This is a genomic window from Acidocella sp. C78 (assembly GCF_907164655.1).
The window spans coordinates 1-15,000 of sequence record NZ_CAJQZK010000079.1; the positions used below are offsets into that span (position 1 = coordinate 1).

Sequence of the window (15,000 nt, forward strand, 5' to 3'; positions counted from 1 at the left end):
TGCTGAGCGACATGCTTTCCTGGCCGCCGGCGATGACGATGTCGGATTGGCCGGACATTACCTGCTGGGCGGCGAGTGCCACGGCACGCAGGCCGGAGCCGCAGACCTGGTTGATGCCGAAGGCGGTCTTGGCATCGGGGATGCCGGCGTTGCGCGCGGCCTGGCGGGCGGGATTCTGGCCGGCGCCGGCGGCGAGCACCTGGCCGAGGATCACCTCGTCGACGTCCTCGGGGGAAAGACCGGCGCGCTCCATCGCGGCCCGTAGCGCGACCTCGCCAGCACATGCGCCGGGGTGGCGGCAAAGGCGCCGTTGAAGCTGCCGACCGGCGTGCGCGCCGCGGCGGCGATGACGATGTCGTCCATTGAGCTGCTCCTCCGTCTTGTTCGTGCGACGCAGCATAGACCCTTGCGGCGGCAAGGGCTACAGCCCGGCCACCCATTCGCCGAATGGTTGCCATAGGGCTTTCGGCGCACTCATGCCGGCGATCATGCCGATATGCCCGGCATCCGGCGCGATGACCGCGGCGCCGGGGATGGATGCGGCGAGGGCGGCGGCGGATGCCGGGGGAACCAGCCGGTCCCGCGCCGGGGTCGCGACCAGGGTGGGGCAGGCGAGGGCGGCCGGGTTCACCGGCAGGCCGGCGACGCGCCAGGCGCCGCGCGCAGGGGTGTTTTCGCCATACCAGCCGCCGAGGGTTTCGCGGGCGACCGGGGCGGCGAGCGGCACGCCATCGTTCAGCCAGTCTTCCAGCGCGACGAAGCGGATGGCGCGCGGGCTTTCGGGATCGAGCGCGGCGAAGGCGCGGTATTTGGCGGTGACGCCGAACGGGTCGAGGGTTGCGAACAGGGTTTGCAGCGCGTCGATCGGCAGCGTGCCGGTGGCGGCCATCAGCGGTTCGAGGATCGGCAGGCTGGTGGCGAGGCTGCGCGCCGCCGCCGGGTCCTCGGCGTGGAAGTCCCACGGGGTCGCCAGCAGGGCGAGGCCGCGGAGGCGGGCGGGCGCGCGCAGCGCCGCGGCGAGGGCGAGCAACCCGCCCATGCAGTAGCCGACCAGGATGACCGGGCGATCGAGTGCCGCGAGAGCGCGGTCGAGCCGGCCGGCGATGTAGTCGGTGAGGGTGAATCGCCGCTCGGCGGCGCCGGGCCAGCCCCAGTCGAGCAGCAGCGGATGGGTGCCGCGGGCGGCGAGGAAGCGGAGGAACGAGGCGTCTTCCGCGAGGTCGAGAATGTGCGCGCGGTTGACCAGGCTGGGGACGAAGAACAGCGTGGGTCCGGTGCCGCCGTAATCGAGCAGGCGGGTTTCGCCTTCGCTCCAGAGAACCGGCTTGTCGGCCAGGGCGCGGCGCCAGGGATGGCGGCGATAGGCGGCGATGCCGGCGAGCAGGGCGGCGTCCTGCGCGAGCGCCTCGCGCACCACCGCGGCGGCGAAGTCAGGGGCCGCCAGGCCCTCCGTCGCGTTCCAGTGCGGCCAGACGTGCCTCAAGTTCGGCAATGCGGCGATGGAGGCGTTCGACCGCATCGCCGCCAGCATCAGGTGCAGCAGCAGCGGGCGGGGGCCGCGGCGTTCCATCGGCCCGGGGGCGTCGGTGCGGCTCATGACGGGACATCGCCTCGGCGGCGCCGATCGCCGCGGTCGCGGCACCGGCCCAGAGGGTCATCAGCCCGGTCCAGGCTTCGCGCCACTCGCGGTCCTGCGCCATGGCGGCGAGCTCGCTCTGCCAGAGCGTGATCCAGTCGCGCGCGAGATCGGCGAGGCGCGTCTCCGCGTCCGGCGGTTCGGCTTTGTGCTTGTCGCCCGGTCCGGCGTCTGTCATGAGGCATCCTGGCAACCACGCTGCGTTAGCGCTGTCCTAGCGCGAAAGGCGGGCTTTCCGCCAGTGGCCGCCGGACGGGAGATGATCATGCCGCCGGCTTTCGTCGCGACCGGGTTTTGTGTCGGCCTGCTGATCGGGCTCACCGGGGTGGGCGGCGGCTCGGTGATGACGCCGATCCTGGTGCTTGTGTTCGGTATCCGCGCCACCACCGCGATCGGCACCGATCTGCTGTTTGCCGCCAGCACCAAGGCGTTCGGCACGGCGGTGCATGGCGCGAACCGGACGGTGGCGTGGCGGGTGGTCTGGCGGCTTGGCGCCGGCAGCCTGCCCGGGGCGGTTGCGGCGATCGCGCTGCTCGGGCGACTCGGCGTTCACGGGGCGGTGGCGAACCGGCTGAGCCTCGGGCTCCTTGGCGCGATGTTGCTGCTCGCGGCCGCCTCGCTCGCGGCGAAACCGTGGATCGCGCGGCGCGGCGGCGGGGGGGGGCGCGGGTGCCGCCCGCCTGGATGACGATCGTGCTTGGCTTCGGGCTTGGTGTCACGGTCACGCTCTCGTCGGTGGGGGCGGGCGCGCTGGGGACGGTGGCGCTGATGTATCTGTATCCGGAACTGTCGCTGGCCGAGGTGGTCGGCTCGGATATCGCCCATGCGGTGCTGCTCACGCTCGTGGCCGGGTTCGGGCGACTCTGGCTGCACGGGATCGACGCGCCGATGCTCGGTGCGCTGCTCGCCGGTTCGCTGCCCGGTGTTGCCATCGGCAGCCTGCTGGTCAAGCGCGCGCCGGAGCGGGTGCTGCGCTACGCCCTTGCCGGGATGCTCGGCCTGGTCGGCGCCCGGATGCTGCTGGATCTCGCCTGAGGCGGCGCTGGCGTTCGCGGTGCGTCTCTGTCATGGTGGTGCATTGCAAACAGCCGAACCAACGGCGACCGCGTTCCACGCCTTGCGACGAGGGGAAAGGGCGAAGATAATGGCTCAGACGCCGGACGGCACCAAGCCGATCGTCATCAAGAAATACGCCAACCGGCGCTTGTACAACACGGAAAGCTCGACCTACATCACGCTCGAGACCCTGTCGGAGATGGTCCGCGAGGGCCGCGACTTCGAGGTGTTCGACGCGAAATCCGGCGAGGATATCACCCGCGCGGTGCTGACGCAGATCATCGTCGAGGAGGAGAGCAAGGTCGGGCAGGCGATGCTGCCGACCAATTTCCTCCGCCAGCTCATCGGGCTTTACGGCAACAACATGCAGGGCGTGGTGCCGCGCTTTCTCGAACAGGCGATGAGCCAGTTCAGCCGCCAGCAATCGCAGATGCGCGCGGCGATGCAGCAGACCATGGGCAATTTCATGCCGCCGGGGATGGAAGAGATCGGCCGGCAGAACATGGCGATGATGGAGCGGGCGATGAGCCTGTTCTCGCCCTTCGCGCTGCAGGGCGAGGCGGCCGCGCCCGCCGCCGACGAGCAGACGAGCGCCGAGGAGATCGACGCGTTGCGCGCCGAGGTCGAGCGGTTGCAGGGCGAGGTCGCGGCACTTCGGGCCAAGGCGCCGAAGCGCGGCTGACAATGGCCTTGCCGGCGGGGCGCGGGTGAGCGGGCGGACGGTTCTGGTCAGCGGCGCCGCGGGGTTTGTCGGCCGGGCGGTGACCGCGCGACTGGCGGCTTCGGGTGCGGAGGTTGTGGTCGCGTTGCGGCGGGCCCGCGCGGTTCCGGGCGCCGCGCGGGCGGTGGATGCGGGCGATCTGGCCGCGCCGGCGCCCGCCCTCGCGGCGGCGATGCGCGGGGTGGATGCGGTGGTGCATGCCGCCGGGCTCGCCCATCGCACCGGCGTCGATCCGGCGGCGCTGGCGGCGGCGAACGTGACGGCGGCGCGGCGGGTGGCGGAGGAGGCGGTGGCGCGCGGGGTGCGCCGGCTGGTTCTCGTCTCCTCGGCGGCGGTGTTCGGCAAGCAGCATGACGGGAGTTTCAGCGAAGCGAGCCCGCCCCGGCCCGATGATGCCTATGCGGCGAGCAAGCTCGACGGCGAGGCGGCGGTGCGCGCGGCGGTGGCCGGCAGCGCCACGCGGCTGGTGATCGTCAGGCCCTGCGCGGTGGTCGGGCCGGGCTGCGCGGGCAATATTCCGCGGCTGGTGAGGCTGATTCGCCGCGGGTTGCCGCTGCCCTTCGGCGCCATCGGCAATGCCCGCAGCTTCATCGCGGTGGATGATCTGGCGGCGCTGATCGAGCGGGCGGCGGTGGCCGGGGACGTGCCGGATTGCGTGATCGGCGCGCATCCCGAGCCGGTGTCGACGCCGGAGCTGATCCGCGCGCTGGCCGGCGGGCTGGGCCGGAAGGTCGTGCTGCTGCCGGTGCCGGCCTCATGGCTGGGGGCGGCGGCGCGCATGGCCGGGCAGGGGGAATTGTGGCGCAGCTTCGCCGGATCGTTCCGCGCCGATGTTTCGCTGGCCCGGCACTCCCTCGGGTTTTCGGCGCCGACGCCGGTGCGCGCGGCGCTGGAGGCGACCGCGTCGGCCTTGCGGTAATCGGTTACCGCTCGCCGATCCGCTTGACGGAGCGGCGGAATTCGCGCATAGGCCGCCCATCGCAAGGATGATGTCACGAGGACTCCCGTCATGAAGACCACCGTTTCGCTGAAACCGGCGGACGTGCAGAAGGACTGGGTGCTGATCGATGCCGACGGGCTGGTGCTCGGCCGGCTCGCCGCCCTGATCGCCAACCGCCTGCGCGGCAAGCACAAGCCGCAATTCACCCCGCATGTCGATTGCGGCGACCACATCATCGTCGTCAACGCCGACAAGGTGACGGTGACGGGCAAGAAGATGGACGATTCCACCTTCTATTATCACACCGGTTATCCCGGCGGGATCAAGGGGCGGACGATCCGCCAGCGCCTGGACGGGAAGAACCCGGAAAGCGTCATCGAGAAGGCGGTGGAGCGGATGATCACCCGCGGCCCGCTGCAGCGCCAGCAGATGAAGAACCTGCATGTCTATGTCGGCCCGTCGCACCCGCATCACGGCCAGCAGCCGAAGACGCTCGACGTCGGGGCGCTGAACCGCAAGAACATCAACCGTAACGCGAGGGCGTGAACATGTCCGGAACCGGTACGCTCGCCGATCTGAAGACCATCATCACCCCGACCGCCGGGGTTGCCGCCGAGGCCGATGCGCCGAAGCGCGAACCCAAGCGCGATGCGCTCGGCCGCTCCTACGCCACCGGCCGCCGCAAGGATGCGGTCGCCCGCGTGTGGATCAAGCCGGGCAAGGGCGAGATCGTGATCAATGGCCGCAAGGCGGCGCAGTATTTCGCCCGCCCCGTGCTGCGGATGCTGATCACCCAGCCCTTCCTCGTCGCTGACCGTTACAACCAGTTCGACGTGATGGCGACCGTCACCGGCGGTGGGCTTTCGGGCCAGGCCGGCGCGGTGCGGCACGGCATCTCCCGCGCGCTCACCTATTACGAGCCCGAGCTGCGCGGCATTCTGAAGGCCGCGGGCTTCCTGACCCGCGACCCGCGCACGGTCGAGCGCAAGAAATACGGCAAGGCGAAGGCCCGCCGGAGCTTCCAGTTCTCGAAGCGCTGAGCGGATCTTTTCACATCGTGCGCCGCCCCGGTTCCGTCCGGGGTGGTTGGCATTTGTGCCGGCTGGCTTTTTTTGTCACTTTCCCGCATGGCCGCCTCCGGCCCCTGGGGCGGATGGTGGTCCGGGATCGAGAGATATATCGGAATAGGGGTCGATGACCGCAGCGCGGGACGAGTTTGGCAATTTGCGCCTCGATGAGCAGCTCTGCTTCGCGCTCTATGCCGCTACGCACGCGATCACCCGGGTGTATCGGCCGCTGCTGGCCGAGCTGGGCCTGACCTATCCGCAATATATCGTGCTGCTGGTGCTGTTCGAGCGCCGGGAATCGACGGTGAACGGCATTGCCGAGGCGCTGAAGCTCGATGCGGCGACCGTGACCCCCCTGCTCAAGCGCCTGGCCGAGGCCGGGTTCGTCTCGCGGGAGCGTAGCCAGGACGATGAGCGCGTGGTCATCGTGCGGCTGACCGCGAAGGCCGAGGCCGCCGCGCCCCGGCTTGCGGCGATCCAGAACAGCGTGCGCTGCCGCGCCGGTCTCGACGCCGGGCAATTCGAGACCCTGCGCGCAGAGCTTGTCGCGCTGACTGATCGGTTGTGCCGCGACGACGAGGCGTTGTCCTGACGCGCTGACCGTCGGGATTGCCGCGCCGGCGCGGCGATCAGCGTTTGAGATGGGTTTCGACGGCCGCGGCCATGCGATCCGCGGCGCGGTCGAGCATGAGCTGGTCGTCCGACTTGACCTCGAAGGTTCTGGCCATCAGTTCCTGGCCTGACCGCACATCCAGCAGATAGGCCTTCATGTAGACGATCAGATCGCTGACCCGGTGCAGCGTGCCGACGAACAGGAAACCTGCCCCGGCCTGCCTGGCGGCGGCCACGAGGCAGGAGGCGCAGGTCGAGGGGTGGTCGTAGTCGGCGTCGATCCGCTTCATGCGGGCGAGGGTCTCGCCGGTGCCGATGGCCCTGGCCGGGCCCGCGCGATCGAGATCCGCCCGTATGCGCGCCGCAGCATCGCGGAGCCAGAGATGCTGGTCGGCGACGATGGCGGGGCGCTGATCGGCGGCGGTGTCGAACAGGTCGAACGGGGCGACGAACACGGTGGGGCGCTGCATCGCGGCGCGGGCGCCGCCGGCGCCGGGGCCGATCAGCGCGAGGGCGCACGCGGCGAGGACGAACCCGCCGCGCATGTCGTCAGCTCACCTTGCCGTGGCAGTATTTGTATTTCTTGCCCGAACCGCAGGGGCAGGCCGCGTTGCGCGGCGTTGCGGCCCAGGTTTCCGGCCGGTCGGGATCGACCGATTCGGCGCGGTAGGTGCTGACCGCCATTTCCGGCGCCAGAGCAGGCTGCGGCTCGGCGAGGGCGACGCCGTCATAGGCCTGGCTGGCCGGGTGGCTGGTGAGCATGGAGGCCGGGTCGAAGGCCGGTGCCGGCGCGGTTGCCGGGTCGGTCCCGAGTTCGACATGGGCGAGCACGGAGGAGACCTGTTCCTTGAGGTCTTCGAGCATCGCGGTGAACAGGGCGAAGGCCTCGGCCTTGTATTCGTTGAGCGGATCGCGCTGGCCATAGGCGCGCAGGCCAATGCCCTGGCGCAGATGGTCGAGGGCGAGGAGATGCTCCTTCCAGAGATGATCGAGCGTTTGCAGCAGGATCGATTTTTCCAGGAAGCGCATGAAGTCGGGGCCGAAATTGGCGGCCTTGGCGGCCATTTGGGCCTCGACCGCCTCGCTGATGCGCTCGCGCAGGTGGTTCTCGTCGATGCCTTCCTCGGCCGCCCAGTCGGCAACCGGCAGGTCGAGCCCGAACACCCGCTTCACGTCCTCGGCGAGTTCCACGCTCTCCCACTGCTCGGCATAGGCTTTTTCGGGTATGCGGCGGTCGACCATCTGGGCGATCGTGTCGGCGCGCATCTCGCCGATCACGTCGGCGACGCTTTCGGCGCGCATGAACTCGCGGCGCTGGGCATAGACCTCCTTGCGCTGGTTGTTCATCACGTCGTCGTATTTCAGGAGGTTCTTGCGGGTGTCGAAATTCCGCGCCTCGACCTTTTTCTGCGCCTTTTCCAGCGCCTTGTTGATCCAGGGATGGATGATTGCCTCGCCGTCCTTGAGGCCGAGCTTCTCCAGCATCGGGCCCATCCGGTCGGAGCCGAAGATCCGCATCAGGTCGTCTTCGAGCGAGAGGAAGAAGCGCGAGGCGCCGGGGTCGCCCTGGCGGCCGGAGCGGCCACGCAGCTGGTTGTCGACCCGCCGGCTTTCGTGCCGCTCGGTGCCGATGACGAACAGGCCCCCGGCCGAATGGACAATGTCGTGCGCGGCCTCGATTTCGGCGCGGATCGCGGCTTCGCGCGCGGGGCGGTCGGCTTCGGGCAGCTTCTCCAGCTCGGTCTTCAGGCGCATTTCGAGATTGCCGCCGAGCTTGATGTCGGTGCCGCGGCCGGCCATGTTGGTCGCGATGGTGACCGCTCCCGGCGCGCCGGCCTCGGCGACGATCGCCGCTTCCTGCTCGTGGAACCGGGCATTGAGCACGGCATGGGGAATTTTCCGGCTGTTGAGCAGGCCGGAGATGATCTCGGATTTCTCGATCGAGGTGGTGCCGACCAGAACCGGCTGCTGGCGGGCGCGGCATTCCTCGATCAGCGCTGCGACAGCCTCGTATTTCTCATCGGCCGAGCGATAGACCTCGTCGTCGCTGTCCTTGCGGGCGACGGGCACATTGGTGGGGATCTCGACGACCGCGAGCTTGTAGATCTCGTCGAACTCGTCGGCTTCGGTCATGGCGGTGCCGGTCATGCCGGACAGCTTGGGGTAGAGGCGGAAATAGTTCTGGAATGTGATCGAGGCGAGGGTCTGGTTCTCGCGCTCGACGGTGACGTGCTCCTTGGCTTCCAGAGCCTGGTGCAGCCCGTCGGAATAGCGCCTTCCCTCCATCATGCGGCCGGTGAACTCGTCAATGATGATGACCTGGCCGTCCTTGACGATATAGTCGACGTCACGAGTGAACAGCGTATGGGCGCGCAGCGACTGGTTCGTGTGATGCACCAGCGAGATGTTGAACACGTCGTAGAGATTGCCCTCGGTGAGCAGCCCGGCCTCGGCGAGCATCTGCTCGACCCGTTCGGAACCAAGCTCGGTGAGGTTCACCGTCTTGAACTTCTCGTCCTTGTCGTAGGTCGCCGGGTCTTCCACCAGGCGTTTCACGATGCCGTCGACCTCGTTGTACAGCTCGGTCGGTTCGTCGGAAGGGCCGGAGATGATCAGCGGGGTGCGGGCCTCGTCGATCAGGATCGAGTCGACTTCGTCGACGATCGCGTAGTTGAAATCGCGCTGGACCATGTCGGCGAGCGCGTATTTCATGTTGTCGCGCAGATAGTCGAAGCCGAATTCGTTGTTGGTACCGTAGGTGATGTCGGCCGCATAGGCCTCGCGCCGTGCATCGTCCTCAAGCCCGGGCACGATCACGCCGACCGACAGGCCGAGGAAATTGTAGAGCCGGCCCATCCAGCCGGCGTCGCGCCGGGCGAGATAGTCATTGACGGTGACGACATGCACGCCCTTGCCGGTGAGGGCGTTGAGATAGACCGGCAGGGTGCCGACCAGGGTCTTGCCCTCGCCGGTCTTCATCTCGGCGATCTTGCCGTCGTGCAGCACCATGCCGCCGATCATCTGGACATCGAAATGACGCATCCCGAGCACCCGTTTCGATGCCTCGCGGCAGACCGCGAAGGCCTCGGGGAGCAGGCGGTCGAGCGGTTCGCCGCCGGCCAGCCGGCCGCGGAATTCCGCCGTCTTTGCCTGGAGCGCCGCGTCGTCGAGAGCTTCGAGGGCGGATTCGTGGGCGTTGATTTCGGCGACGCGACGGCGATAGGCTTTCAGCGCACGGTCGTTGCTGGTGCCGATGATGGCGCGGGCGATGCTTGAGAACATGATGACGCGAGCTTCCGGTCTATCCGCTGGTCTGAACCTGTCCGTCCCGACTGGTCTGGGTTGCGCGGCAGCCTGGCCGCGCGCATCCGTGCGGGCAGCCGACTGCAATCGGATCATTGACATAGGAGTGCGCGCCGGTCTGGTCAAATCGCGCGCGGCAGGAGCGCGCGCAGCGTGCGGCAGGCCCGTTGCAGTATCGGGAATTCTGCGTGCTGCCCGGCCGGGCCCGCTTGCAGGCGTCGAACGCTTCAGCCATGGTGCGGCCGTTTTGAATCAGGGACCAGCAGCATGAAGCGTTCTCTTTCAGGGTTTTCGGCCGGCTTCGCTCTCTCGGCGGTGATGGCGCTCGGCCTTTGCGGCCCGGCCTTCGCCGCCACGGGCAGCGACGCGGCGGCACCTGCGGCGGCCAAGCCCGCGGCTAAGACGCAGAAGGATACGGTCGTCGCGATCGTCAATGGCCACGACATCCATCTCTCCGATGTCGCCAAGGCGGCGCAGAGCCTGCCGCCGCAGCTGCAGAACGCGCCGCCGCAGGAACTCTTCCCGGTCCTGCTCAACCGGCTGGTCGATGAGCGCGCCCTGCTGATCCGGGCCCGCAAGGCCGGCACGGCGAAGGACCCGAAAGTGGCGGCGGAGATGAAGGCGGCGGCGGACCAGGCGCTGGAGCGCGGCTATCTGCGGGCGCTGGTCGAGCCGAAACTGACCGACGCCGCGGTGAAGGCCTATTACGAGGCGCACTACGTCAAGGCGAAGCAGCCGGAGGAGGTCAAGGCCAGGCAGATCCTGGTCAAGACCAAGGCGGAGGCGGAAAAGGTGATCGCCGAACTCGGCAAGGGGGCGAAGTTCGCCGATCTCGCCAAGAAATACAGCATCGACCCCGGCGCCAAGAACGGCGGCGAACTCGGCTGGTTCACCAAGCAGGAGATGGTCAAGCCCTTCGCCGATGCCGCCTTCGCGCTCAAGCCCGGCACTTATACGAAGACGCCGGTGCAATCGCAGTTCGGCTGGCACGTGATCGAGAGCGAAGGGAAGCGCGAGAAGCCTGTGCCTGCGCTGGACGATGTGAAGGACCAGATCCGGCAGCGGATCACCAACGCGGCGGTGACCAAGGTGTTGCAGGACGCGCGCAAGGGGCTGAACATCAAATTGTTCAATCCGGATGGCACGCCGGCGCAGGACGGCGGCGCAGTGCCCGCGAAGAACTGAGCGCGGGCCCGTGGCGAAGGATCTGCCGGTATCGCCGCTGGCGGTGAGCATGCCGGACCTTCCGGCGGTGGGCGGCGTGCGGTTTGCCACCGCCGCCGCCGGCATCCGCTATCGCGGGCGGGACGATGTCCTGCTCGCGGCCTTCGATCCGGGCACGACCGTCGCGGGTGTCTTTACCCGTAACAAATGCCCTGGCGCGCCGGTGAGCTGGTGCCGCGAGATCCTGCCCGGCGGGGTGGCGCGCGGCCTGGTGGTCAATGCCGGCAATGCCAACGTGTTCAACGGCGCCGCCGGGGCTGCGGCGGCCCGGCTGAGCGCCGAGTCCGCGGCGCGCGTGCTCGGCTGCCCGGCCGAGGAGGTGTTTCTGGCCTCGACCGGGGTGATCGGCGAGCCAATGCCGGCCGAGCGGATCGTCGCGGTCATGGATGCGCTCGCGGCCGGCCTGACGCCGGATCGTTGGGCGGAGTCGGCGCGTGCGATCATGACCACCGACACGTTTCCGAAGGCAGCGACCCGGACGGCGCGTCTCGGCGGTGTCGAGGTGCGGATTTCCGGCATCGCCAAGGGTAGCGGCATGATCGCGCCCGACATGGCGACGATGCTGGCCTTCATCGTCACCGACGCCGCCCTGCCGGCGGCGACACTGCAAGCGCTGCTCGGCCGCGGCGTCGGGCCGAGTTTCAACTCGATCACGGTTGATTCCGACACCTCGACGTCCGACACGGTGCTGCTGTTCGCCACCGGGGCCGCGGGCAACCCGCCGGTGACCGAGGCGCGGGGGCTCGCCGCCTTCCGCCGGGCGCTGGAGGAGGTGCTGCACGATCTTGCCCTGATGGTGGTGCGGGATGGCGAGGGGGCGCGCAAGCTGATCGAGGTCAACGTCGCCGGCGCGGTCTCGGCGCGGTCGGCGCGGCGGGTCGGGCTCGCCATTGCCAATTCGCCGCTGGTCAAGACCGCGATCGCCGGCGAGGACGCGAATTGGGGGCGGATCGTCATGGCGGTGGGCAAGGCCGGCGAGCCGGCCGAGCGGGACCGGCTGGCGGTGGCGGTCGGCGGCGTGTGGATGGCGCGCGCGGGCCGGGTGGTGGAAGGGTATGACGAGGCCCCGGTGGTGGCGCATATGCGCGGGGCGGAAATCCGTATCGATGTCGATCTCGGCATGGGCCGGGGCCGTGCCAGGGTTTGGACCTGCGACCTGACGCACGGCTATATCGACATCAACGGCAGCTATCGCAGCTGAAGCGAAGGCCCGCGCGCGGTGCGGGCCATTTGCCGTCTCCGGTAAATTCACGATTTCGTGATCGTGAGACTGGTCCGCAGCGTCATCTGTTTTCCTCTCTGCCGCGTAATTGCTGCATGAGGTCGCCGCCGGCGACCGAGCAGAGGAGACCACAGACCATGAAGCTCAGCCATATCGCCCTCGGTGCCGCCCTTGCCGTCGCCGCCTGCGGCACCGCTTTTGCCGCCATGATGGACCATTCCGTCATGGTCGGAGGCGCGCCGATGTATCCGAGCCGGAATATCGTGCAGAACGCGGTGAATTCGAAGGACAACACCACGCTGGTCGCCGCGGTGAAGGCTGCCGGCCTCGTCAAGGCGCTGGAGGGCAAGGGGCCGTTCACCGTGTTCGCGCCGACCAACGAGGCGTTCGACATGTTGCCCAAGGGGACGGTGCCGACGCTTCTCGAGCCGAAGAACAAGGCGATGCTCACCTCGATCCTGCTGTATCACGTCGTTCCCGGCGATTTCACCTTCGCGACGCTGCGCGCCGACATCGAGGGGCATGGCGGGATGGTCAAGCTGCCGACTCTCGACAAGGGGCAGGACCTGACGCTGCGGATGAACGGCCCGCACAATATCGAGGTCGTGGACGAGAAGGGCAACGTCGCCCAGATCGAGACCTATGACGTGAACCAGTCGAACGGCGTCATCCAGGTGATCGACCGGGTACTGATGCCCTGATGGAGCCTCATCCGATCGGATGGAACCATCTTATCGGGTAAGGATGCTGTCATCATCGACATGAAAGAGCACTCCATCCGATCCGGACGGATCGGAAAGCGCTGAAGCAGAAGCGCCGCGACAACGCGGGCGATGCGGGGAGCCAGCGGCCTGTGTCGCTGGCTTTGCCGTGATTGGACGCGGCGCTTCGGCATCCTCTTGATGCCACGTCTGCCTTGGCGCAGAACGTTATGGCACTGAAAATAGGGGGTGACCGTGAGTCTCAGGGGCAAGGTTGCGCTGGTGACAGGTTCGACCAGCGGCATCGGTCTCGGGATTGCCCGCGCGCTGGCGGCGCAGGGTGCCGATATCATGCTCAACGGATTTGGCGATACGGCGAAGATCGAGGCGCTGCGGGCAGCCCTCGCCGACGAGTTCGGCGTGCGGGTGGCGTTCGACGGCGCCGACCTGACGAAGGCGGCGGAAATCCGGCGACTGGTCGAACGGACGGAGGCGGAACTCGGCACGGTTGACATTCTGGTGAACAATGCCGGCATCCAGCATGTCGCGCCGGTGGAGGATTTCCCCGACGAGAAATGGGACGCGGTGATCGCGCTCAATCTCACCGCCGTATTCCATGGGATGAAGGCCGCCGTGCCGCTGATGCGCCGGCGGGGATGGGGGCGGATCGTGAACATCGCCTCCGCCCACGGGCTGGTGGCGAGCGGGCAGAAGATCGCCTATGTCGCCGCGAAGCACGGTGTGGTCGGGGCCACCAAGACGGTCGCCATCGAGTGCGCGAATGACGGGATCACGGTGAATGCGGTCTGTCCGGGCTGGGTGCTGACGCCGCTGGTCGAAGCGCAGATCGAGGCGCGCGCCGCCTCGAACCGCACAACCGTGCAGGATGAGTCCAGGGCTCTGCTCGCCGAGAAGCAGCCGATGCTCGAATTCACCACCCCGGCGAAGATCGGCGCGTTCGTCGTGTTCCTCTGCTCGGATGGTGCCTCGACGATCACCGGCGCGGCGCTGTCGATCGATGGAGGCTGGGTTGCCCAGTGAGCACGACGAGGCGGCGCATGTCGCCGCATTGCTGCGGCGCGGGGCGGAGCTGAAACTTGCTCTGGCCGCATCACCGCAGCCGGTTCTGGATGTGGTCGGCGTGTGCGAAGCGGCCATCCGCGCCGGGAACAAGCTGATGTTCTGCGGCAATGGCGGGTCGGCGGCGGATTCGCAGCACCTGGCGACGGAACTGCTGATCCGTCTGCGCGGCAGCGTTGCCCGCGACTCCTGGCCGGCGCTGGCGCTGACGCTTGACCCCGCGGCGTTGACTGCCGCGGGGAACGATTTCGGGTTCGACGAGGTGTTCGCGCGGCCACTGTCCGGCCTCGGCCGCGCCGGCGACGTGCTGTTCGGGATCACGACATCCGGGCGCTCGCCCTCGGTGCTGCGGGCGCTGAAAGTGGCGCGCGGGATGGGGGTCGTCACCATCGGGCTGCTCGGCGGCGACGGGGGGCCGGCGCTTGCGCTGTGCGACCACGCGCTCGTGGTGCCGGACAGCACCACGGCGCGGATCCAGGAATGCCACATCACCCTGGGTCACATCATCCTCGAACTTCTGGAAGACCGGCTGACGGAGCGCCGCGGGTGAAGGTCCTGCTCACCGGCGCGGCCGGGTTCATCGGCTATCACGTCGCCGAAGCCCTGCTCGGGCGCGGCGCGCGGGTGGTCGGGGTGGATGATCTCAATCCGTATTACGACGTCAGGCTGAAGCAGGCCCGGCTGGAGCGGCTCGCTGCGCATGAGGGGTTCCGCTTTTACCGGGCGGATATCGCCGATCATGCTGCGCTGCGGGCGGCGGGGGATGGCTGGGATCTGATCGTCCATCTCGCGGCCCAGGCGGGGGTGCGTTACTCGATCGATAATCCGTTCGCCTATGCCGCGGCGAACATGACGGGCCATCTGTCAGTGCTTGAACTGGCGCGGCACTCGCCCGGCCTGCGGCATCTCGTCTATGCAAGTTCGTCATCGGTCTATGGCGCCGGAACGCCGCTGCCTTACGCCGAGACGGCGCGGGCGGACCGGCCGCAATCGCTTTACGCTGCGACCAAGCGGGCCGACGAAATGATGAGCGCGGCCTACGCCCATCTTTATGGCCTGCGTCAGACCGGCTTGCGGTTTTTCACGGTGTACGGACCGTGGGGCCGGCCGGATATGGCGTATTTCGGGTTCGCCGAGGCGATCATGGCGGGCCGGCCGATCACCCTTTACGACGGCGGCACGCTGAAACGCGACTTCACCTATATCGACGACATCGTCGCCGGGGTGATGGGGGTGATCGACCATGCCCCCTCGAACGCCGGCGAACACCGGGTTTTCAACATCGGCAATCACCGGGCGGAGTTCGTGCGCGATCTCGTGCACCTCCTCGAGGCGGAACTGGGGCGCAAGGCGATGATCGTGGACGCGCCGCGCCCTGCTGCCGACCCTGTGGAGACCTGCGCAGACCTTTCGGCGCTCAACGCATTGACCGGTTATC

The 15,000-nt window shown here is 68.3% G+C and carries 17 protein-coding genes and 1 pseudogene (1 of these 18 only partly in view); 13 read left to right on the forward strand and 5 right to left on the reverse strand.

Going from position 1 to position 15,000, the window contains the following annotated elements; all coding sequences use genetic code 11:
• The 3 genes and pseudogenes from ACIDOCELLA78_RS91010 to ACIDOCELLA78_RS91020 form a co-directional block, all read right to left on the reverse strand.
• A pseudogene (locus ACIDOCELLA78_RS91010) lies at nucleotides 1–363 on the reverse strand (beta-ketoacyl synthase N-terminal-like domain-containing protein); the annotation flags it as partial.
• 58 nt (nucleotides 364–421) lie between these two features.
• On the reverse strand, nucleotides 422–1,531 hold the full coding sequence (locus ACIDOCELLA78_RS91015) for an alpha/beta fold hydrolase (RefSeq protein WP_374223259.1): 1,110 nt from the start codon (nucleotides 1,529–1,531) through the stop codon (nucleotides 422–424).
• Nucleotides 1,431–1,814: a hypothetical protein gene (locus ACIDOCELLA78_RS91020; RefSeq protein WP_249676081.1), complete on the reverse strand. Its 384-nt coding sequence runs from the start codon at nucleotides 1,812–1,814 to the stop codon at nucleotides 1,431–1,433. Before ACIDOCELLA78_RS91020 ends, ACIDOCELLA78_RS91015 begins: the two co-directional genes overlap by 101 nt.
• 87 nt (nucleotides 1,815–1,901) lie before the next feature.
• Between ACIDOCELLA78_RS91020 and ACIDOCELLA78_RS91025 the strand changes: the two genes are divergently transcribed.
• The 7 genes from ACIDOCELLA78_RS91025 to ACIDOCELLA78_RS91055 all read left to right on the forward strand — a co-directional run bounded on the left by ACIDOCELLA78_RS91025 (nucleotide 1,902) and on the right by ACIDOCELLA78_RS91055 (nucleotide 6,012).
• Entirely contained in the window at nucleotides 1,902–2,324 is a 423-nt protein-coding gene (locus tag ACIDOCELLA78_RS91025; RefSeq protein ID WP_283770843.1) for a sulfite exporter TauE/SafE family protein, read from the forward strand.
• Nucleotides 2,321–2,671, forward strand: a complete 351-nt coding sequence (locus ACIDOCELLA78_RS91030; RefSeq protein ID WP_283770844.1) for a sulfite exporter TauE/SafE family protein — start codon at nucleotides 2,321–2,323, stop codon at nucleotides 2,669–2,671. The genes ACIDOCELLA78_RS91025 and ACIDOCELLA78_RS91030 overlap by 4 nt, the downstream gene beginning before the upstream one ends.
• A gap of 109 nt (nucleotides 2,672–2,780) precedes the next feature.
• Nucleotides 2,781–3,374 (forward strand): polyhydroxyalkanoate synthesis repressor PhaR, encoded by a 594-nt coding sequence (phaR, locus tag ACIDOCELLA78_RS91035; RefSeq protein ID WP_201729028.1) that lies wholly within the window; start codon nucleotides 2,781–2,783, stop codon nucleotides 3,372–3,374.
• Between the two features lie 25 nt (nucleotides 3,375–3,399).
• Entirely contained in the window at nucleotides 3,400–4,332 is a 933-nt protein-coding gene (locus ACIDOCELLA78_RS91040) for an NAD-dependent epimerase/dehydratase family protein (protein ID WP_201729029.1), read from the forward strand.
• Nucleotides 4,333–4,422: 90 nt separating this feature from the next.
• A complete protein-coding gene (rplM, locus tag ACIDOCELLA78_RS91045) occupies nucleotides 4,423–4,899 on the forward strand; it encodes a 50S ribosomal protein L13 (protein WP_201729030.1) in 477 nt (158 codons plus the stop codon).
• Between the two features lie 2 nt (nucleotides 4,900–4,901).
• Entirely contained in the window at nucleotides 4,902–5,393 is a 492-nt protein-coding gene (rpsI, locus tag ACIDOCELLA78_RS91050; RefSeq protein WP_201729031.1) for a 30S ribosomal protein S9, read from the forward strand.
• A gap of 154 nt (nucleotides 5,394–5,547) precedes the next feature.
• On the forward strand, nucleotides 5,548–6,012 hold the full coding sequence (locus ACIDOCELLA78_RS91055) for a MarR family winged helix-turn-helix transcriptional regulator (RefSeq protein WP_201729032.1): 465 nt from the start codon (nucleotides 5,548–5,550) through the stop codon (nucleotides 6,010–6,012).
• A 37-nt stretch (nucleotides 6,013–6,049) separates the two neighbouring features.
• Here ACIDOCELLA78_RS91055 and ACIDOCELLA78_RS91060 read toward each other — a convergent pair whose 3' ends face one another.
• Both ACIDOCELLA78_RS91060 and secA read right to left on the reverse strand, forming a co-directional pair.
• Nucleotides 6,050–6,577: a DUF2380 domain-containing protein gene (locus ACIDOCELLA78_RS91060; protein WP_201729033.1), complete on the reverse strand. Its 528-nt coding sequence runs from the start codon at nucleotides 6,575–6,577 to the stop codon at nucleotides 6,050–6,052.
• A 4-nt stretch (nucleotides 6,578–6,581) separates the two neighbouring features.
• Nucleotides 6,582–9,314 (reverse strand): preprotein translocase subunit SecA, encoded by a 2,733-nt coding sequence (secA, locus tag ACIDOCELLA78_RS91065; RefSeq protein ID WP_201729034.1) that lies wholly within the window; start codon nucleotides 9,312–9,314, stop codon nucleotides 6,582–6,584.
• Nucleotides 9,315–9,602: 288 nt separating this feature from the next.
• Here secA and ACIDOCELLA78_RS91070 point away from each other — a divergent pair, with 288 nt between their 5' ends.
• The 6 genes from ACIDOCELLA78_RS91070 to ACIDOCELLA78_RS91095 all read left to right on the forward strand — a co-directional run.
• Nucleotides 9,603–10,520, forward strand: coding sequence for a peptidylprolyl isomerase (locus tag ACIDOCELLA78_RS91070; protein ID WP_201729035.1), 918 nt, complete (start codon nucleotides 9,603–9,605; stop codon nucleotides 10,518–10,520).
• Between the two features lie 10 nt (nucleotides 10,521–10,530).
• Complete coding sequence (gene argJ / locus ACIDOCELLA78_RS91075) at nucleotides 10,531–11,760, forward strand: bifunctional glutamate N-acetyltransferase/amino-acid acetyltransferase ArgJ (RefSeq protein WP_201729036.1); 1,230 nt, start codon at nucleotides 10,531–10,533, stop codon at nucleotides 11,758–11,760.
• A 158-nt stretch (nucleotides 11,761–11,918) separates the two neighbouring features.
• Entirely contained in the window at nucleotides 11,919–12,482 is a 564-nt protein-coding gene (locus ACIDOCELLA78_RS91080) for a fasciclin domain-containing protein (RefSeq protein ID WP_201729037.1), read from the forward strand.
• A 255-nt stretch (nucleotides 12,483–12,737) separates the two neighbouring features.
• Complete coding sequence (locus ACIDOCELLA78_RS91085) at nucleotides 12,738–13,523, forward strand: 3-hydroxybutyrate dehydrogenase (protein ID WP_201729081.1); 786 nt, start codon at nucleotides 12,738–12,740, stop codon at nucleotides 13,521–13,523.
• Nucleotides 13,513–14,112 (forward strand): SIS domain-containing protein, encoded by a 600-nt coding sequence (locus ACIDOCELLA78_RS91090; RefSeq protein WP_201729038.1) that lies wholly within the window; start codon nucleotides 13,513–13,515, stop codon nucleotides 14,110–14,112. The genes ACIDOCELLA78_RS91085 and ACIDOCELLA78_RS91090 overlap by 11 nt, the downstream gene beginning before the upstream one ends.
• Nucleotides 14,109–15,000, forward strand: partial view of an NAD-dependent epimerase/dehydratase family protein gene (locus ACIDOCELLA78_RS91095; protein WP_201729039.1) — the 5' portion only. The gene runs 77 nt beyond the window's last position; 892 of the gene's 969 nt are visible here — the first part of the coding sequence; the start codon lies at nucleotides 14,109–14,111; its stop codon lies off the right edge, out of view. The genes ACIDOCELLA78_RS91090 and ACIDOCELLA78_RS91095 overlap by 4 nt, the downstream gene beginning before the upstream one ends.